This window comes from Streptomyces phaeoluteigriseus, assembly GCF_001896135.2.
GTDB classification, from domain to species: domain Bacteria; phylum Actinomycetota; class Actinomycetes; order Streptomycetales; family Streptomycetaceae; genus Streptomyces; species Streptomyces phaeoluteigriseus.
On record NZ_MPOH02000020.1, the window covers coordinates 184920 to 204209 of the forward strand.

Below are 19290 nucleotides of genomic sequence, written 5' to 3' on the forward strand. Positions count from 1 at the left end.
GGTGGGCGGGGGCATTGGGCTGGGCGGGGACTTCGGGCGGTGCGGGGGCTTCGTGCCGCGTCGGGGCCCTGCACCGGGCCCACCCGGCTCGGGGCGCAGGGACGCTTCGCCGTGCGGGGAGCCCTTGCGGTACGGGAACCCTTCGCGGCGTCGGGACCGACTGCCGTCTCGGGAGCCCTTGTCGTGCCGCAACCCACCGCCGTCTCGGGACCCACTGCCGTCTCGGGACCGACTGCCGTCTCGGGACCGACCGCCGTCTTGGGACCGACTGCCGTCTCGGGAGCCCTTGGCGTGCCGCAACCCACCGCCGTCTCGGGAGCCCTTGCAGTACGGCAACCCCTCGCTGCGTCGGGACCCACCGCTGTCTCGGGATCCCTTGCCGTGCCGGGCTCCTTCGCCACGCTGGGGGACTTGGCAGCGCCGGGCTCCTTCGCCACGCCGGGCCCCTTCGCCGTGCCGGGCCCCCTCGCCGCGTCGGCGCCCCTCGCGCCTCGCGTCCGTCTCCCCGGGCTCGTTCACGGCGCCGCCTTCCCGTCGTACTGGCGTCGGGCCGAATTGCTGATCCGGATCAGCAGCGCCACGATCGCCCAGTTGGTGACGACCGACGAGCCGCCCTGTGCCAGGAACGGCATCGCCATGCCGGTCAGCGGGATCAGGCCGGTCACCCCGCCGGCGATCACGAACACCTGGAGCGCCCAGATCGAGGCGAGCCCGACCGCCAGCAGCCGGCCGAAGGGGTCGCGCAGGGCCAGCCCGGCCCGGTAGCCGCGCTCCACCAGAAGCCCGTACAGGAGGAACAGCGCGGACAGTCCCACCAGGCCGAGTTCCTCACCGGCCGTCGCCAGGATGAAGTCCGACTTCACGGCGAAGCCGATCAGGACGGAGTGGCCGAGGCCGAGTCCGGTGCCGGAGGTGCCGCCGGCCGCGAAGGAGAACAGGGACTGCGCGAGCTGGCCGGGCCCCTCGCCCGCGTCGATCGACGCGAACGGGTGCAGCCAGTCCTCGACCCGGCTGTGGACGTGCGGCTCCAGCCGGCCGACGGCGACCGCGCCCAGCGAGGCCAGCAGCAGGCCGACCGCGGTCCAGCCGATGCGGCCGGTCGCCACGTACAGCATCACCACGAAGAGGCCGAAGAAGAGCAGCGAGGTGCCGAGATCGCGTTCGAGGACCAGGACGCCGACGCTCAGCAGCCAGATCGCGACGACCGGCCCGAGGACCCGGCCGGTCGGCAGCTGCATGAACCAGATCCGGCGGCCCGCGTGGGCGAGCGCGGTGCGGTTGGCCGCGAGGTAGGCCGCGAAGAACACCGCGAGCAGCACCTTCGCGAACTCGCCCGGCTGGATGGAGAATCCGGCGATCCTGATCCAGATCCGGGCGCCGTTGACCGCCGGGAAGAAGATCGGCAGCGTCAGCAGGACCAGCGCGGCGGCCACGCACACGTACGCGTACCGCTGGAGCACCCGGTGGTCGCGCAGCGCGGCCACCACGAAGACGAACAGGGCCACGCCCAGCGCCGACCACACCAGTTGGGTGGGTGCCGCCCGATCGCCGGGGGTCTCCAGGTCCAGCCGGTAGATCAGCACCAGCCCGATGCCGTTGAGCAGCACCCCGATGGGCAGCAGCAGCGGATCGGCGTCCGGGGCGCGCAGCCGGACCGTCAGATGCGCCAGCAGCGCGAGCACGCCGAGCCCGGCGCCGTAGCCGGCGGCGCCGGGTGGGACGCTGCCGTTCCTGGCGAGCCCGACGGCGCAGTAGCCGTACACGGACAACAGGACGGCCAGGACGATCAGGGACAGCTCGACGCCGCGGCGCCTGGGCAGGCGCACCACGGGGGCCGGCGCGTCCGCCGTCGGGGCGATGACTTCGGCTCCGGCTTGCATCATGTCCGGAACTTACCCAAATGGGGCTCCTTGTGAGCCTTGGTGGATCTTCGGAGTCAGCAGCGGCGTGGCGTGGGGCCGAGGTCGCGGATGTAGCGCGCCGAGCCGTAGGCCCAGGCGCCGTCCGTGAGGAGGTACCACTGCGAGTTGCCGTCGACCTTCTGGCCGGTGGTCCGGCAGTAGACGGTGACGATGTCGTTGCGGAAGGCGACGCGGACCACCTTGCCGCCGCGGTTCGGCGCGCTGCGCAGCAGCAGTTGGCTTGCCGTGACGACACCCTTGTACAGGCGCGGGGCCTGGCGGTCGGGGCTGCCCAGGCCGCCCTGGCTCGCGGTGGCGGGGGTGACGGCGGCCGCGGTGGCGAGGGCGCCGGCGGCACCGGCTATGGCGAACCGGGTGAGGGCGGAGCGCAGGGACATGGCAGACCTCCGAGAAGGGGGTGAAGCAGAAGGGGGTGAAGCTGACTTACCGCCACATTAGGAGGGCTCGCGACCGGTCGCCCGTCACGCTGCGCCATCGGGGAGACCGTCCCCGGCGGAAGGCGTGGCCCCGTCGGAGGGGCCGCCCCGGCGGGCGGTGTGTGGGGGAGCGTCAGCGTGGCCACCGCGCCGCCGTCCGGCGCGTTGGTGAACGTCAGGCGGGCGCCCAGCACCTCCGCCTGACCGGCCGCGATCGTCAGCCCGAGGCCGTGCCCCTTCGCGCCCCCCTCAGTACGGAACCGCTGGGGCCCGTGCGCCATCAAGTACTCCGGATAGCCGTCCCCGTGGTCCCGCACGGTCACCACCGGCCCGTTCACCGTCAGCACCACCGGCGCCCGCCCGTGCAGATGCGCGTTGGCGACGAGATTACCGAGCACCCGTTCGAGCCGCCGCCGATCGGTCTCGACACGGGCGTCCCGCACGACCCTGACCTCGATGCCGGCACCCGCCCCCGCCCCCGCCGGTGCACCTGGACCCGCACCCGTACCCGCACCTGCACCCGTACCCGCACCCTTACCTGCAACGGAGCCTGCGCCCGAGGCCGCACCCGACGAGGCCGCCGCCGCCCGCACCACCCGGTGGGCCACCGCTTCCAGGTCCTCGGTGTCCAGCTCCAGCCGCTCACGTCCGGTGTCCAGGCGGGAGATCTCCAGCAGGTCCTCGGTGAGCGTGCGCAGGGCCGCCACCCGGTCGCGCACCAGTTCCGTCGGCCGGCCCGGCGGCAGCAGCTCGGCCGCCGCGTGCAGCCCGGTCAGCGGGGTGCGCAGCTCGTGCGCCACATCGGCGGTGAAGCGCTGCTCGCTCAGCAGCTTGCCCTGGAGCGAGGACGCCATCGAGTCCAGCGCGACGGCGACCGCGGCCACCTCGTCCTGCGGGCGCGTCGGATCCTTGGTCCGCGGATCGTCCACGCGCGCGTCCAGATCGCCCGCGCTGATCCGCCGGGCCACCCGCGCGGTGGCGTGCAGCCGCCGGGTCACCCGGGTCACCGCGAACGCCCCGACCAGCAGGGTCACTCCGATCGCCAGGACCGACGACCACAGGATCGCGTTGTCCAGGGCCTCGATGGTGCGGGCGCTCTGCTGGTAGTCGACGGCCACGGCCAGCGCCCTCCCCCGCCCTTCGGGCGGCGGGAATCCCGTCTCGCTTCGCTCGCCGTCGGCGGGACCGGCCGCCCACATCGTCGGCCGCCCGCGGTGCTCGGCGACCATCGTGCCGCGCTCCCCGGCCACCGCGAGCCGTCGCAGCGCCGCGGGCAGCCCCGGCGGGTCCACGCTCGCGCCGAAGTCGAGCGTGTCCCCCGCCTCGAACGCCGTCGTCGCGTCCTCCAGCCGGGACAGCGCGAGATCGCGGGCCTCGCCGACGGTCTGGTGCGTCACCGAGACGTGCACGAGAACGCCGAGCAGCGCGGTGAGCGCGCAGCACATCACCGTGATGAACACGGCGGCCTTCACGGCGAGCGTGCCGGACCACCGAGGGCGCGCGAGCCTCATCGGCGCTCGCGGAGGAGGAGGGAGCCGGGGTGGGCGAGGCGGTGGACGTGGGCCGGGGCGGGTGGGTCCGTCCCCCGGTCCGCACCATCTCGTCGTGGGTGAGCAGCATCGCCTTCTGGTCCGCGTCCCACGTCCACTGGAGGCGGTACTCGTACCCGGCGACCTCGGAGGGCGAGCGGATGATCACCGACCGTCCGGCCAGCTCGACCGCGCTCACGGCGTCCTCCCACCCCATGACCTGCACCAGCCGGTGCTTCTCGACCGTGTAGACGCGGACGGCCGTCAGCTCGCCGGGCAGCTGCCGGAAGCCCAGGGTCAGCTCGTCCCGCCCGTCACCGGTCAGATCGCGGTAGTACGACCGCAGGACCGGGCACGGTCGCCGTGCGGCGCCGCTCTCGTCGCAGGCGGCCATCCGGCGGGACGTCTCGCGGTACGGCGCCTCCGAGCCGTCGTAGTCGTTCGGGTGCGCGGCGATCTCCCGGCGTACCACCTCGACCGGGTCCACCCGGCGGATGTCGTCCCCGGGAACGGTGACACCCTTGACGACCTGGATGTTCACCTCGTCGATGTCGAACGCCGGACTCGACGCCGCGGGCAGGTCCGGCCAGAGTTTCTCCGGGCTGACAGCGGTCGGGGTCGCCCCGGCACCCTTGAGCCCGCCGGCGTCGCCGCACGCCGAGGTCGCCGACGCCAGCAGTTTCCACAGCGGACGCGATCCCGAGGCCCATAGGGCGAGGGTGTGGCGGTCGACGACGTGCAGTCGCTGCTCCGCCGACGCTGGCCCGCCTCCACCCTCCACCCCGACGACGACCTCGCCCCCAACCGCCCCGGCGAGGCCCGCTCGATCGCCCTGGACCGCGATCCCGTCCCCGCCCGCCGCCTGCGGCCCGACCCGCGCCGCCGCGCCCTCGAAGCGGAGCAGGTGACCGGCGAGATCCTGGACCGGCTGGACAGCGCCGGCTGGCACACCCTGCACTCCCTCCCGCTGCCCGGCGGTGACCGTGTCCACCACCTGGTGATCGGCCCGGCCGGACTCTTCGCCGTGCACACCGTGTACGCCCGCAGGCAGCGGGTTCTCGTCGCCGACCCGCTGCTCACCGTGGGCCGCCGCGACCCCCGTCCCCTCCTGCGCCGCGTCCGCGCCGACGCCGACCGCGCCTCCCACACGCTGACCGCCGAGGTCCGCCCGGTCCTCGCCCTGGTCGGCCCGGCCGACGTGCGCTTCACCGCCACCCCGCGCGAGGTGCGGGTCCTGCGGGAGACGGAGCTGGCGGGGCTGGCCCGGCAGGGCGGCGTACTGAAGCCGGCGGACGTGGAGGCGCTGCACGCGATGGCGCGGGACAGGCGGACGTGGCCTCCGGCGGTTGAGGGGGGTGGGTGCGGGTCGGGTCGGAGTGGTGCAGGGTGGCTTCGTCTCCGCTTCGGTGCCCGTGCCGGTGCCCGTGCCCGGTCCTCGTGCCGGTCGACGAGGACGAGGCCCCTCAGACCCCCTTTCGGCCTGAACGGCCTCGTCTCGATCGCCGCACGGGCTGGGAAGGCGGGCGTCGGCGGGGGAGCTGACCGGGGCTGAGGTCTGCCGGGGTCGCCGGACGGGCTGTCGAGCGGACGGGCTGTCGAGCGGACGTCAGTCTGGAAGCTGCCCCGCGCTGCCCGGCTCGCACAACTCGGCGAGCAGATCGCCGTGCTCCCGTACCCGCCCGGCGACGGCCTCCGCCCCGAACGCCAGCTCGTCCGGTGCCGCGCACGCCTCCACCTCGTCCCAGGTGACGGGTGCCGAGACGGTCGGTTCGGGGCGGGCCCGCAGGGTGTAGGGCGTGGCGGTGGTCTTGCGGGCGGCGTTCTGGCTCCAGTCGACGAACACCTTGCCGGGCCGCAGGCTCCGGGTCATCCGGTGCAAAGCCAGCCGTGGCATGGTCCGCTCCGCCTCCACGGCGACCTGCTTGGCGTACTCGGTGACCCGTTCGGAGGACGATCCGCGCACCGCCGCCAGCAGATGCAGCCCCTTCGACCCCGAGGTCTTCGCGTACGCCTCGATCCCGTCCGCCGCCAACCGCTCCCGCAGCCACAGCGCGACCTCGCAGCACTCGACGACGGTCGCGGGCGCGCCGGGATCGAGGTCGAGGACGAGCCGGTCGGCCTCCTCGGCATCCTGGATCACCCACTGGGGCGTATGGAACTCGGTGACGAGGTTCGCCGCCCACATCAGGCTCGGCAGGTCCTGCACGAGCACCATCCGGGCCGGCCCCTCCGCGCGGGGCACCTCGGCGGTGGTGACCCAGTCGGGGGTGCCCGGCGGCACGTTCTTGGCGAAGAAGACCTGTCCGCCGGGTCCGTCCGGGTAGCGCAGGAAGGAGAGCGGACGGTCACGCAGATGCGGCAGCAGGACCCCGGCGACGGTCGCGTAGTAGTGCAGCACCTCGCCTTTCGTGAAGCCGGTGGCCGGATACAGCACCTTCTCCAGATTGCTGAGCGCGAGCCGCCGCCCCTCCACCTCGGTGATGGGCGTCATACGATGAGAATCACATGGTTAGTGCGTAAATGTCTGCTAGGTAACCTCTCTCGAACTTCTCTCGGCAGAGCCAGGAGGGTGCTGCACGTGCGATCCATATGGAACGGCGCCATCTCGTTCGGCCTCGTCAGCATCCCGATCAAGCTGGTGAACGCCACCGAGAACCACTCGATCTCCTTCCGCCAGATCCACACCGAGGACGGCGGCCGCATCCGCTACCGCAAGGTCTGCGAGCTGGAGGACCGCGAGGTGAGCCAGTCGGAGATCGGCAAGGGCTACGAGGACGCCGACGGCTCGATCATCCCGATCACCGACGAGGACCTGTCCCACCTGCCGCTTCCCACGGCGAAGACGATCGAGATCGTGGCCTTCGTGCCGACCGACCGGATCGACCCGCTCCAGATGGACGCCGCGTACTACCTCCAGGCGGGCGGCGCCCCCGCGGCAAAGCCGTACACACTGCTGCGGGAGGCGCTGAAGCGCAGCAACAAGGTCGCCATCACCAAGTACGCGCTGCGCGGCCGCGAGCGCCTGGGCATGCTCCGCGTGGTCGGCGACGCCATCGCCATGCACGGCCTGCTCTGGCCCGACGAGGTCCGCGCCCCCGAGGGCGTGGCCCCCGACACCGACGTCACGGTCCGTGACAAGGAACTCGACCTCGCGGACGCCCTGATGGACACCCTCGGCGAGGTCGACCTGGAAGACCTCCACGACGAGTACCGCGAGGCCGTCGAGGAGGTCGTCGCCGCAAAGGCGGCCGGCGAGACACCCCCCGAGGCGCCCAGCGCCGCACCCAGCGGCAAGGTCCTGGACCTGATGGCGGCCCTGGAGAACAGCGTCCGCGCCGCGAAGGAGTCCCGCGGCGAGCCGACCGGGCAGGAAGAGGCCGAGGTCAGACAGCTCCCCGACCGCAAGCCGTCCCGCACGGCCCCGAAACAGACCGGTGGCAAGAAGTCCACGTCGACGGCGAAGAAGACGGCATCGCCGGCGAAGAAGGCGACGAAGTCCACCCAGCCGACGAAGAAGACGGCATCGACGAGCAAGAGCGCGGCGAAGAAGACGACGGCGACGTCGAAGAGCACGGCGAAGAAGACGGCGGCGAAGAAGACGACGGCACGCAAACGGTCGGCGTGAGGGGCCGATGGGGCGACCGGCGCGCCGGAGTTGTTGGCGACAGTGGCGTGGACGGGTGGCTGACTCTCGGTTCTCAGCTCATGCCGCTGTCCCACCTGGCGGCCGGAAAACACATGTCACGTCCAACGCGTGCCCACCCCGACACCCGAGGCCCGCACAGGAACCGTCTATCCGCCCTGTTCCCCTGCCCCTTCCTCGTTCCCCGCCCGCCGCCGCCCCCACCAGTCCACGCAACCCCACCGCGCCAAGGCCCCCACCAGCAGGGAAACGACGATCGCACCCAGATCGATGACATGCGGCAGCCCGGGGAAGAAGGCGAAGAAGGCGAGCGACGCCAGCAGCCCGCAGATGAACCCCAAGACCCCGATCCGCCTCCGCCGCGCTCCCTGAGACGCACCACGCCCTTGCTGATGCCGCTGCTCGACCATGGAGGAACTCACTTCGTGATGTGGTGACACTGGCTGGCGCGCTGAACCCCAGTGACGAAGAGCCGGGCACACGCCTTGCCATAACGGGGCAGGGTCTGCGGGGAGTTGCGCATCGGGTGGATCTCGCACGCGGTGCGCCGGAGCCCGTGGGAATCTTCGTCGTCATGCCGCTCACGCTGTACTCAAGGTCTGCACGGGGGTGGATCCGGCCGCTCGGGCGAGAGCGTTCGGGGAGCCGGACAGGACCGCGGCGGCGACCGTCGCACGGCCGTGCCGAGGCGCGCCGCAACAAGATGGTCAAGGGGAACCCTGCCTGCTGATCTTCGGATGACGCCCGGTTCAACAGGTAGGCCGGTAATCGGGTTTGCCTGGTTGCCCGGTCTTCACTGCGACGAGTGATCAAGTCGTGCCGTGATGACCAGCAGAAACGTTCACGGCTGCGGCCGAAGTCATACAAGAGGCCTGCGCCGACCGGCATCCCGCCTCCCACCCACCCCCGTAAACACCTTGACCGGCCCGCTTTTGTTACCGGTAACATCGACCCCCGTCGGAGCCACACGACACGACACGACACGACACCAAGCCACCGTCGCCCCGGGAGACCCCGTGACCGATCAGCCCATGGTGCGTCACCCACGACGGGCCACCCCCGTGCCCGGCCCGGTCTTCACGCCCGCGGCCACAGTCGCCTCCTGCGTCGGCTTCGTCCTGATCGGCGCCCTCCAGGCCCTCTACGGCCCAGCGATCCCGGCCCTCCGCCAGGACTTCGGACTCTCGCCCTCCACCGCCGGACTGGCACTGAGCGCCCACTTCGTAGGCGGCGTAGCAGGCGTGCTCCTCTTCGACCGCCTCTACGGCAGGATCGGCAACAGGCGGCTCCTGGCAGCCTCGTACCTCCTCATGGCGACCGGCGCCGCGGGCTTCGCGCTGGCGCCGAACTGGCCGACAGCCCTCACCGCCGCCCTCCTGGCAGGACTCGGCTTCGGCGGCATCGACTACGGCCTCAACCAACTCTTCGCCGTCGGCTTCGGCCACCGCTCCGCCGCGATGCTGAACATCCTCAACGCCCACTTCGGCATCGGCGCGATCCTCGGCCCGGCCCTGATCGGCGCGGCAGGCGCCGACGACTACCCCACGGTCTTCCTGGCCTTCGCCCTGGTCAACTTCCCCCTCCTCCTCTGTCTGAGGGGAGTGAGAGACAAGGCCCCACACCCCACCGAGGCCACCGCCACCACAACCGGCCCGACTCCCCTCACCCGCAGCCTGACCTCCATACTCACCGTCTTCGTGGCCCTCTACGTCCTGCACGTCGGCATCGAGGCCGGCGTGGGCGGCTGGGAACCCACCCACCTGGAGACCGTCGGCTACGGCGCAGGAATCGCCGCGACGGCCACCTCCGTCTACTGGCTGATGATGACGATCGGCCGCTTCCTGGTGGCACCCCTCGCCCTGCGCTTCTCGGCCCCGGCCATCATCGCCGTCTCCTGCGCCGGCATGACCGCCTGCCTGCTCCTGGCCGCCGTCCCGGACCTGGCGCCGTACGCCTACGCCGGCGTGGGCCTCTTCATCGCACCGATCTTCCCCACCGGCCTGCCCTGGCTGCACCGGGCCGCCCCCGGGGCCGCCCGAGCGGGCGCCCTCGTCATCGCCGCCTCCATGGTCGGTGGAGTGGCCGCCGGCCCCGCCCTCGGCAAGGTCATCGAGTGGTCCGACATCAGAGCCGTCCCCCTTCTCCTGGCCGCGGTCTCCGCAGCCTGCCTCACAGCCACCCTCTGGCTGATCCGGGCGACCCGCACACCAAACGCCACCCCATGACACCCCGACGCGCCCGCAGCCGCCGTACCGGAGAGGTGGGTCGTGGTGGTACGGCAGCGGCATCCGGACGCGCCCAGAGCCGCCGTACCGGAGAGGTGGGTGGTTGGCGGTGCGGCGCCGGCATCCGGACGCGCCCGCAGCCGCCGTACCAGGGGAGTGGGTCGTGGCGGTGCGGCGCAGCCCGTCGCGTAGCCCGTCACTGCCACGTCCGACTGTGGCAGCGGACAGCAGTACGTCCGACTGGCGACGGGCTGGCCGCACCGCCACGACCCCGACCCACCCACGACGCCCAGGCGCACGACGGCCACCCACAACCACCCGCATCCGCCACCGCCACCCACCGAGCTCCTCACCACCCACGAGCTCTCACCACCCACGAGCTCTCACCACCCACGAGCTCTCACTACCCACAAGCCCTCACCACCCACAAGCCCTCACCACCCACAAGCTTTCACCACCCACGAGCCCCCTCCCCCCCCCGAAGGGACCCCGCATGTCCGCCCTGACCACCACCCCCGACGGCTTCCTCCTCAACGGCACCCCCCTGAGGATCATCTCCGGCGCCCTCCACTACTTCCGGGTCCACCCCGACCACTGGTCCGACCGCCTCCACAAGGCCCGCCTGATGGGCCTGAACACGGTGGAGACGTACATCCCCTGGAACCTCCACCAGCCAGAGCCAGGCACCCTCGTCCTGGACGGCCTCCTCGACCTCCCCCGCTTCCTGCGCCTCGCTGCCGCCGAGGGCCTGCACGTCCTGCTCCGCCCGGGCCCGTACATCTGCGCGGAGTGGGACGGCGGCGGCCTGCCCCACTGGCTCACCGCGGACCCCGACATCCGCCTCCGCAGCAGCGACCCCCGCTTCACGGACGCGGTCGACCGCTACCTCGACCTCCTCCTCCCCCCGCTCCTCCCGCACATGGCCGCGTCCGGCGGCCCGGTCATCGCCGTACAGGTGGAGAACGAGTACGGCGCCTACGGCGACGACACCGCGTACCTCAAGCACCTGGAAGCCGCCCTGCGCACCCGTGGCGTGGAGGAACTCCTCTTCACCTGCGACCAGGCCGACCCCGAACACCTCGCCAAGGGCAACCTGCCCGGCGTCCTCGCGACGGGCACCTTCGGCGGCCGTATCGACCGCTCGCTGGAGCGCCTGCGCGAGCACCAGCCCCAAGGCCCGCTGATGTGCGCGGAGTTCTGGATCGGCTGGTTCGACCACTGGGGCGGCCCGCACCACGGCCGGGACGCGGCGGACGCCGCCGCCGACCTGGACCGCCTGCTCTCAGCGGGGGCTTCCGTCAACATCTACATGTTCCACGGCGGCACCAACTTCGGCTTCACCAACGGCGCCAACCACCATCACACGTACGCCCCCACAGTCACCTCCTACGACTACGACGCCCCCCTCACCGAACACGGTGACCCCGGCCCGAAGTACCACGCCTTCCGCGAGGTCATCGCGCGCCACGCCCAGGTGCCCGACGAGCCGATCCCGTCCCCGGCTCGCAAACTGCCGCGGACGACGGTCGAGTTGAAGCACCGCATCCCCCTCCTGCCCCTCGCCGCCGGCAAGGCCACCCGCACCCCCCACCCCTGCCCCCCCTGCCCCCGCCCCCACGGACCCGCCCTCCGCAGACGCTCTCGGCCACCGAGCCGGATACGTCCTGTACCGCACCACGCTCCCCACCGAGGGCCTGGGACTCCTCCACTTCACCGGCGGAGTGGGCGACCGCGCCCAGGTCTTCGTGGACGGCGCCCCCGTCGGCGTACTGGAACGGGAGCGCCACGACGAGACCCTGGCCGTGCACGTGCCGCGCCCCGGCGCCGAACTCCTCGTCCTGGTGGAGAACATGGGACGGGTCAACTACGGCCCCCGCATCGGCACTCCCAAAGGCATCCTGGGACCGGTCACCTACGACGGCACACCCCTGGGCGCCTGGGACTGCCACCCCTCCCCTTGGACGCCCCGCCCGCGCTGCCCTTCGAGCAGACCACCGCCTCCCCCTCCGCAGCCGCCTCCGCCGAACCGGCCTTCCACCACGGCACGTTCGAGGTGAGCACCCCGGCGGACACCTTCCTCTCACTGCCCGGCTGGACCAAGGGCCAGGCGTGGATCAACGGGTTCCATCTCGGCCGCTACTGGAACCGAGGCCCCCAGCGCACGCTGTACGTCCCGGCCCCCGTCCTGCGCCCCGGCACCAACGACCTGATCGTCCTGGAGCTCCAGGCCACCACCGCGACACGAGCCCACCTCACCGACACACCGGACCTGGGCCCGGCGGCCCACTGAGACACCGGACCGCCCTCGCTCCCACTCCCGCCCCCGCTCCCGCCCCCTGTTTCCACTCCCGCTCCCGCTCCCGCCACCGGACCACAACCCTCAGCCAGCCCTCCGCCGAGGACCGGCCTATCCTGTGGTCCGGCGGGAGCGGAAGCCCGGATGCACCCCACCGCCACCACCCGCACCACGGTCACCGGTCCCCCGGGGACCCCGACACCCACCCGGCCGAAGGACAGAAGAGGGCACCCGAGATGACCCCAAGCGCCGCCGACGGCCCGGCGACCAAGGGAGGCCGCAGCCGTCGCAACTTCGCGGGTGCGCGCCCCGTGATGGCCGACGTGGCGCAACTGGCCGGCGTCTCCAAGCAGACGGTCTCGCGGGTGCTGAACGACCACCCGGCAGTACGTCCAGAGACCCGCGAGGCGGTCCTCGCGGCGATGCGCACGCTCGGCTACCGCCCCAGCCGCAGCGCCCGCTCGCTGGCCAGCGGCCGGACCCGGATGCTCGGGGTGATCTCGTTCGACGCGGCGCGCTACGGCCCGGCCTCCACGCTGACGGCGATCAACACGGCGGCGCAGGAGGCCGGTTACCTGGTCAGCTCGATCGCCCTGGACATCGCCGACCGCGACACGGTGGTCCGGGCGGCGGACCGTCTGTCGGGGGAGGGCGCGGACGGCGTGATCGCGATCGCCCCGCAGCTGCGGGTGGCGAAAGCGCTGGCGGAGGCCCGCCTGGACACCCCGCTGGTCGTCCTGGACAACGACCTCGGCGACGGCACCCCGGTGGTCACCTCGGACGCCCGCGCCGGCGCCCGTACGGCCACGGAACACCTGCTGTCCCTGGGCCACGCCACCGTCTGGCACGTGGCGGGCCCGAGCGGCTGGGCGTCGGCGGACCGCAGGTCGGACAGCTGGCGGGACACCCTGAAGGCGGCCGGAATCCCGGTCCCGGCCCCCCTTCTGGGCGACTGGAGCGCCGACTCCGGCTACGACCTGGGCCGCGAGCTGGCACGAAACCCGCAGATCACAGCGGTCTTCGTGTCCAACGACCAGATGGCCCTGGGCGTCCTGCGCGCCCTGCACGAGGCGGGCCGCCACGTCCCGGACGACGTCAGCGTGGTCGGCTACGACGACATCCCGGAGGCGGCCCACTTCCTCCCCCCGCTGACCACCGTCCGCACGGACTTCACGGACATCGGCACCCGAGCCCTCCACGTACTCCTGGCCCGAATCGACGCCCCCACGACACCCCCGCCACCCCTGACGGTCGTACCCGTGGACCTACGGATCCGCGACAGCACCACGCCCCCCGCACAGCGCCGCTGACCTGCCCGCGGGCCGTCAGGGCCGGACGTCGACGTCACCCCTCCCGTGACTCTCCGCCCCCACCGAGCCCGACTCCCGTCCCCCACCTCCCTCCCTCGCCACGGCGACCAGCTCCGGCCACCGCTGCCGTACGGGCGCGAAGACGACAACGCCGACGACGACCAGTAAAGACGACGCCGACACCGGTCAGCGGCCCCCGCGTGCCCAGCGCGACGACAACAGCGGGGGCTTCGCCATGTCTCGGCCGTGCACCGTCTGCCGGTAGGTGCTGGCTGCACCTGCCGCGTCGCGTTCCGTCTCGTCGGCGCACGCCTGCCGCAGGTGTTCCGTCTGGTTCGCGCTCTACGCCTTGACCGACTGCTGGCGACCCTCACGGTATGGGGGTTTTAGATGAGAAGCCGCGCCGCCTGGGGGGCGGACAGAACCGTTGCCCACACTGCGGGCTTCTACAAGATCGGGTAGTGACGCTGGAGCAGGACTGGGTGCTGCTGGAGCCGGATATGCATCCGCTGGCCCATACGGTGCCGGCGGAGCACCGCTGGATCGAGCTGTCCGATGGGCGGGTCACGGTCTACGGAGTGTGTCCGCCGGACCAGTTCCAGCGGTGCCGCATCGAGCACCGTCTCGCTTGTCTGCAGCAGGCGCTGCCGGATCTATGGCAGTGGTTGACCAGCCTGCGAGGGGAAAACGCGCGGCAAGTGGAGCGACGGACCGACCCGGAACCGCCGCCTCTGCCACCTGAGGAGTGGCCGGACGCCGGCTGACGAACGCGGTGGGGAACCCCGGAGCTGACCAGGGGAGATGCCCCACGATCCTGGTCCACGAATAGTCCACAGACTGCGTCATAGGGTCGCTGTCCGCTGCATACGCCTGCACATACGCGAAGACCCCGGCCTCAGCGTTTCCGCTGATGACGGGGTCTTTGGGCACCCTACAAGGGGTGCCCCCGGCAGGATTCGAACCTGCGCACACGGCTCCGGAGGCCAGGTGAGAGAGAAGGCTGTCGGGGCTCTGACCTGCGGGGGAGTGGTGCCGGAGGTAGGACCCGGTCAAGATCATCACGCCCCTATCACGTGGGTGCCCTGTCCGGGGGTGGGGCCGCGCCGTATCGTCGGAGGCATGATCTCGGGCACTGACGGCGAAGCGCACGGCGACGGCACGGAGTTCACGGCGGAGGGCGTGGAAACCGTCATGCGTGAGGCGTGCGAGGCGGCCGGACTCGACTCCACCGAGGCAGAACTGCTGCGCCTGGGCTCCAATGCGGTGTACCGGCTGGCGTCCTTACCGATCATCGTCCGCATCGCGCGTGACCCTGCCGTCCTGGCGGAAATGGAACGGGCCGTGGGCGTCGCCCGATGGCTGGGGACGATCGACTTCCCGGCCACGCGCGTGCCGACTGCCATCGCACAACCCGTCCTCGTCCGTGGCCTGGTGGTGACCTTCTGGGAGAGCGTCCAGGAGCGAGAGGAGTACGCGGCGGTCAGCGAGCTGGCCGACCTGCTCCGTCGCCTGCACTGGTTGGAAGAACCCGAGTCGCTGGGGTTGCCCTACTTCGATCCCCTGGCCAAGCTGTCGGCCTCGCTGGACGGCTTGCACGCTGTCTCTCCGGAGGACCGGTCCTTCCTGGAGGAACGCTCGGCCAAGCTCGCCAAGGAGTACGACCGGCTGGACTTCGTCTTGCCCTTCGGCCTGATCCACGGTGACGCCAACATCGGGAACATCCTCCGCCACCGCGATGGTCATGCGGTCCTCATCGACCTTGACGGATTCGCCCTCGCCCCGCGCGAGTGGGACCTGATCCTGACCGCGCTCTACTACGACCGGTACGGCTGGCACACCGAGGCGGAGTACGCGGAGTTCGTCCACCGGTACGGCTTCGACCTCATGAACTGGCCCGGATACGAGACCTTGGCCGATCTGCGGGAGCTGATGATGGTGGCGTGGCTCGGTCACCAAGTCGACGTGAGCGAGCGCTCTGCGACCGAGTTCGCCCGACGGATGCGTTCGCTGCGGACGGGCGAGGGACGCGACTCGTGGAGTGCCTTCTAGGCATTGGCAGCGCAGCCTCAGCGCAGCACTGGCTAGCTCCGTGACCCTGGAGCCTGCCGAGAAGACCTACGTCCCCGCGGCGATCCACAGCCGGTGCTCGCTGGCCTCGTCTGCGAGGTCGCGTGCAGCGGTACTGTGGCCGGCGTCGCTGAGGTTCCGGCGGAACTCGGCGAGGTAGCTGACACACCGCGCCGACTTGAGCTGTTCGCCGAGATCCAGAGCATCCAGGGCCACGCGACATGCCTCCTCGACGTCTCCCGCGCGTAAGTGGGCGTCGGCGAGGACCATCGTCGCGAAGAAGTCACTTCGTACATGGCTGCCGCTCATGGCGTTCTCGGCGTGGGACACCGCCCGGCGGGCGCTGTTGACGTCGCGGAAGCAGTGTGCGGCTTCGGCGGCGAGCTCGGCCTCGTCGAAGTAGCTGATCCACTCCGGCTCATCGTCGCTGTTTCGACCTTCGAGGGCCTTGGTCGCCGCGTTGAGCGCGGCCTCGCAGGCGGCGACGTCTCCGGTGCGAGCAAGGGCGCGGGCCTCCATCGCGTGGAATTGAGCCCGTAGCGTCGGTGTGGCCACCGGAGAGATGCCCATGAGCGCTGCACGGGCAAGAGTCGCGGCCTGCGTGTATCGCCCCAAGAAGGTCGCCTGGTGGCTCATCGCTGACAGGATGCTGCCCGCGAGCCGGCGGTCGTTGGCGTCCTGGGCGAGGCGGAGGGCCTGGAGGAAGTACCTCTGGGCGAGTCCGTGGTGACAGGCGTCGTAGGACATCCAACCGGCGAGAAGCGTCGCTTCCGCCACGGTCGAGAACAGGGCCCTGCCCACCTGCTCGGTGTACCGGCCTTGTAGGAGTGGGGCCACGTCGTTGTTGAGGTACTGGATGACCGAGTGGCGTGCATGGTCACCGCCGAACTGATCGTCAAGCTGGACGAACATGTCCGCGGTGGTCTTGATCGCTGCCACGTCGCCGAGACCGACTCGCACCCCCTCGGCACGCGGCCGGGGAATACTCGGCTCGGGAGCAACGAGCCACCGGAGGGATGCCTCGTTCCACGCCGGCTCGGACGGCTCCGCGGTGAGTAGCGGGTCGTAGTGGTTGAGGTCCGCGCGCCACAACTGGCCGACCGTCTGAATGGCGTCATCAGGGCTGGCGGGGTACGAGGCGTCGAGTACCGAAGCGTCCTTCGCCTCTCCGTAGTCCAGGCCGAGTTCCGTCGGACTCGTCGCGAAGGCATCGCACAGAAGCGGCCCGTAGAAGTCGTCGGGCGAGCTGTGCCCGTTCTCCCAACTCGCGATACGGCGCTTCACACTGGCGTCCGAGGGGAGTTGATGCCCGCGCTGGGCTGCCGCTCGGCGTAACTCCCTCACTAACCGCGGCTGACTCCAGCCCCGGCCGGCGCGAGCTTCCCGTAAGCGGGCACTGGTCGGCTTCATGAGGACGTAGCCCTTCATTCCCTGTGCGTACGCCGGTGCGAACACTCGGTCTGCCCGACCGAATGTACGCGCTGGTCATTGCTTCTTGCACGTAGTAATCGGAGATCGCTCGCAAGGAACAGGTGACGGGGGATGACGCGACGGGCGTGGACGCGTCATCCCCCGTCACCCCTCGTCATCTGCCCTGGCCAGGTGCCTGGCCGGGAGTGTGGACCGACGGCGGCACCGAGGCCGCACCGCAGTCCGACTGAGGGTGAGATGACGTGCAGAGGATGACCAGGCGGGGCATGGAGTGGCTGTCTGCGGCAGCGGACAACCCGACCGAGTGCCGACAGGTTTGGGCGGATGACCCGCGGATGCCCTGCCTCCTGCCGACCGGCCGCTTCCTCGACGTGGTGAGCGTGGAACAGCGCCTCGGAATGGAGATGTTCGACCGCCTCCAGCGCAGCGGGATGCCGATGGGACCGTCGGTCATCGACCGCAAGGCGCAGCGAGTCGGGTTCTTCCTGGGCTCGCAGAGCCGGGAGACCTTCACGTACTACCTGGACCGTGAAACCTCGTCCCCGCCTCCTTACCGCTACCTCAGCGATGGTTCGGCCGTCGTCGTGCCCGGCCCCATTCCGCTGTCCGAAGACCGCTACCAGTGGCTCCGGGCACCGACGCGCCGGCCGGAGGCCAACCCGCTGCGGCCGGTGGCTCTCGCGACTGCGCTGGTCGCCTCCGCGGAGCTCTTGGCAAGGATCGACCGCTTCGACGAGCAGTACCCGACTCCCTACGCGGCGGTTGCTGCGCTCCCCGAGGAGACGACCACCGATGCCGGATGAGCCGACCGTCGGGCGCGACGCCGCCGCGTGGTCACTTCTCGACAGCGACGGCTGGTACGCGGCTCGAAACGCCACCACCGCATTGCGGGACGTCCTCGTGCGCGCTGGCCTGGAGAAGGACTTCCCCTACCTGCGTGCGGACTTGAACGCCTTCGGACACGGCCTCGTCGAGCTGGGACGTGTCTCACCCGACACGGCCGAGCGCCTCGCCGAGCTTCTGCGCCTGGCACTGGCAAGCGGATACGGCCGCGACCGTGACGGCGACGGTCACGCGTCAACCACAGCCGAAGAACACAAGGGAAGGACCTGACGTCATGACCGACCGGCGAGGAGTGGTGGCCAAACGGGCGGAGGACCTGGTGCCCGGTGTGCCCTACGTCCGAGGCTGGAACCGTGCGCGCCGAAGCGCTGGCACCCTGGCCGACCAACTCGTGCTGCTCGGGTTGGACTCCGACTTCCCCGCTTTGATGGCCGACGTGAACGTCCTCGGCGACGGATTGGTGCAGCTGGGGGCCGTGCGCCCCGACGCGGCCGAAATGCTGGCGAAGCTCATCGCGGCAGGACTCCAAGCAGAGCTGCACGGTACGACGGCCGAGACATCTGCCGTCTGAACCGCTCCTCGAACGCCGGTCGGCCGCGGTTCGAGCGTGCTCCTGCGGTCGACTGGTCTGGCCCCGTACGACATCGTTCTCTCGGCGTTGTCGGACGGGGCCATTTGCTGTCCCGGCGAACATGGCTGGTCTGCCGCTCGGCCGGGACCGGCGCCCCAGCGCCGCAGCCCGGACGAAGCGGCAGGCCAGCGGTGACATCAGCTTGGGTCTCTTGGTAGCGGTTGCTGCGCTGACCTGCAGCGGAGTGGTGTTGGAGCCCTGGCCGCACCTGGGGCCGGTCCCCGCTGTTCCCCGTGTTTCCTCGCAGGATCTGGCACGCGACTGGCACGGCCTCTTCGCCTTGTACGTCCCTTTGCAGAGATGGGCCCCGGAGCGCCTGAGCCTCAGCCGACGACGGTCAGCCACGATGGTGGGTCAGGTGACCGTGCAGGCGCGCGTGTGCCTCGCTGTACCCCCGCCGGCCTGAGCCACGCTATCCGGCCGTCGACCAGAGCAAATCCCGACGGCGGAAGCGCATGGGTGGCGCTTGCACGATGACCTCTTCGTCCCGAAGCAACTTGAGTAAGGGCTCGACCTGGGGTCGGTGTGCTTCGCACCTGCGCTGATGGTCCGCAGACATCCATGCTCGTCCGCCGGTGTGCGTGGGTGTTGTCACGCAGTTAGACACTCATGGTTGCTGTGCAGCGCGTTTCGCTGCCACGTTCCGGGCGTGAGCTTCGCGCCGTAGTCGGCGTTCGTAGTCAGCGACTTGCCGGGATACGGGAACGCTGGTGGCAGTTCGGATCAACCGCTCGTTTGCCCGATCCACCAGGAAGGGGCCGTTGCCTCCCAGCCGAGGGCGCCGGCCGCTCTGCTCATCCCAGACTGCTCCCCAGTAGAAGATCCACCCGAATGACAAGGCTTCTACGCGCAAGATCTGGAGGTCGTACTCGACGTTGCCTCGTACGTCGTCGATCTCGGCTAGGCAGTGTCTTCAAAGAGTCCTGATGGGGGATCATGTGGTGCATGGTGCGTCGTCATGAGCTGTCGGATCTGGA

Annotated in this window: 14 protein-coding genes and 3 pseudogenes; 10 read left to right on the forward strand and 7 right to left on the reverse strand. The window is 70.9% G+C overall.

Features of this window, described 5'->3' with window-relative positions; translation table 11 throughout:
• Positions 1 to 515: 515 nt before the first annotated feature.
• The 4 genes and pseudogenes from BM536_RS35280 to BM536_RS43495 all read right to left on the reverse strand — a co-directional run.
• Positions 516 to 1883, reverse strand: a complete 1368-nt coding sequence (locus tag BM536_RS35280; protein ID WP_073499943.1) for an FtsW/RodA/SpoVE family cell cycle protein — start codon at positions 1881 to 1883, stop codon at positions 516 to 518.
• 53 nt (positions 1884 to 1936) lie between these two features.
• On the reverse strand, positions 1937 to 2299 hold the full coding sequence (locus BM536_RS35285) for an SH3 domain-containing protein (RefSeq protein WP_073499944.1): 363 nt from the start codon (positions 2297 to 2299) through the stop codon (positions 1937 to 1939).
• Positions 2263 to 3849: a sensor histidine kinase gene (locus tag BM536_RS35290; RefSeq protein WP_245873942.1), complete on the reverse strand. Its 1587-nt coding sequence runs from the start codon at positions 3847 to 3849 to the stop codon at positions 2263 to 2265. Before BM536_RS35290 ends, BM536_RS35285 begins: the two co-directional genes overlap by 37 nt.
• Position 3850: 1 nt before the next feature.
• A pseudogene (locus tag BM536_RS43495) lies at positions 3851 to 4577 on the reverse strand (hypothetical protein); the annotation flags it as partial.
• A gap of 31 nt (positions 4578 to 4608) precedes the next feature.
• Between BM536_RS43495 and BM536_RS35300 the strand changes: the two are divergent.
• Positions 4609 to 5203 (forward strand): annotated as a pseudogene (locus tag BM536_RS35300) (nuclease-related domain-containing protein); the annotation flags it as partial.
• Between the two features lie 270 nt (positions 5204 to 5473).
• Here the strand turns inward: BM536_RS35300 and ligD are convergent.
• A complete protein-coding gene (ligD, locus tag BM536_RS35305) occupies positions 5474 to 6358 on the reverse strand; it encodes a non-homologous end-joining DNA ligase (protein ID WP_073499773.1) in 885 nt (294 codons plus the stop codon).
• Positions 6359 to 6445: 87 nt separating this feature from the next.
• Between ligD and ku the strand changes: the two genes are divergently transcribed.
• Positions 6446 to 7492 carry a non-homologous end joining protein Ku gene (gene ku, locus BM536_RS35310; RefSeq protein ID WP_483883509.1) on the forward strand — a complete coding sequence of 349 codons (1047 nt, stop codon included), beginning with the start codon at positions 6446 to 6448 and terminating at the stop codon, positions 7490 to 7492.
• A gap of 167 nt (positions 7493 to 7659) precedes the next feature.
• On the opposite strand, the gene BM536_RS35315 is transcribed toward ku, so the two are convergent.
• Positions 7660 to 7920 (reverse strand): hypothetical protein, encoded by a 261-nt coding sequence (locus BM536_RS35315; protein ID WP_073499777.1) that lies wholly within the window; start codon positions 7918 to 7920, stop codon positions 7660 to 7662.
• 621 nt (positions 7921 to 8541) lie between these two features.
• Here BM536_RS35315 and BM536_RS35325 point away from each other — a divergent pair.
• The 5 genes and pseudogenes from BM536_RS35325 to BM536_RS35345 all read left to right on the forward strand — a co-directional run bounded on the left by BM536_RS35325 (position 8542) and on the right by BM536_RS35345 (position 15390).
• Positions 8542 to 9735, forward strand: a complete 1194-nt coding sequence (locus BM536_RS35325) for an MFS transporter (protein WP_073499779.1) — start codon at positions 8542 to 8544, stop codon at positions 9733 to 9735.
• A gap of 493 nt (positions 9736 to 10228) precedes the next feature.
• Positions 10229 to 12025, forward strand: a pseudogene (locus BM536_RS35330) (glycoside hydrolase family 35 protein).
• 242 nt (positions 12026 to 12267) lie between these two features.
• The gene (locus BM536_RS35335) at positions 12268 to 13341 is read left to right on the forward strand and encodes a LacI family DNA-binding transcriptional regulator (protein WP_094103958.1); all 1074 of its coding nucleotides are present in this window, start codon (positions 12268 to 12270) and stop codon (positions 13339 to 13341) included.
• A 377-nt stretch (positions 13342 to 13718) separates the two neighbouring features.
• Positions 13719 to 14105 (forward strand): DUF6083 domain-containing protein, encoded by a 387-nt coding sequence (locus BM536_RS35340; protein ID WP_073499486.1) that lies wholly within the window; start codon positions 13719 to 13721, stop codon positions 14103 to 14105.
• A 355-nt stretch (positions 14106 to 14460) separates the two neighbouring features.
• Positions 14461 to 15390, forward strand: a complete 930-nt coding sequence (locus tag BM536_RS35345; RefSeq protein WP_073499487.1) for a phosphotransferase family protein — start codon at positions 14461 to 14463, stop codon at positions 15388 to 15390.
• A 66-nt stretch (positions 15391 to 15456) separates the two neighbouring features.
• On the opposite strand, the gene BM536_RS35350 is transcribed toward BM536_RS35345, so the two are convergent.
• A complete protein-coding gene (locus BM536_RS35350; protein ID WP_073499489.1) occupies positions 15457 to 16836 on the reverse strand; it encodes an NsdA family TPR-like regulatory protein in 1380 nt (459 codons plus the stop codon).
• Positions 16837 to 17081: 245 nt separating this feature from the next.
• On the opposite strand from BM536_RS35350, the gene BM536_RS35355 reads away from it, so the two are divergent.
• Genes BM536_RS35355 through BM536_RS35365 form a run of 3 tightly spaced genes read left to right on the forward strand, consistent with a single transcriptional unit; the run spans position 17082 to position 18253 of the window.
• Positions 17082 to 17642, forward strand: coding sequence for a bifunctional DNA primase/polymerase (locus BM536_RS35355; RefSeq protein WP_245873943.1), 561 nt, complete (start codon positions 17082 to 17084; stop codon positions 17640 to 17642).
• The gene (locus tag BM536_RS35360; RefSeq protein ID WP_073499490.1) at positions 17632 to 17952 is read left to right on the forward strand and encodes a hypothetical protein; all 321 of its coding nucleotides are present in this window, start codon (positions 17632 to 17634) and stop codon (positions 17950 to 17952) included. The genes BM536_RS35355 and BM536_RS35360 overlap by 11 nt, the downstream gene beginning before the upstream one ends.
• Positions 17953 to 17956: 4 nt before the next feature.
• Positions 17957 to 18253, forward strand: a complete 297-nt coding sequence (locus tag BM536_RS35365; RefSeq protein WP_079275267.1) for a hypothetical protein — start codon at positions 17957 to 17959, stop codon at positions 18251 to 18253.
• Positions 18254 to 19290 lie beyond the last annotated feature (1037 nt).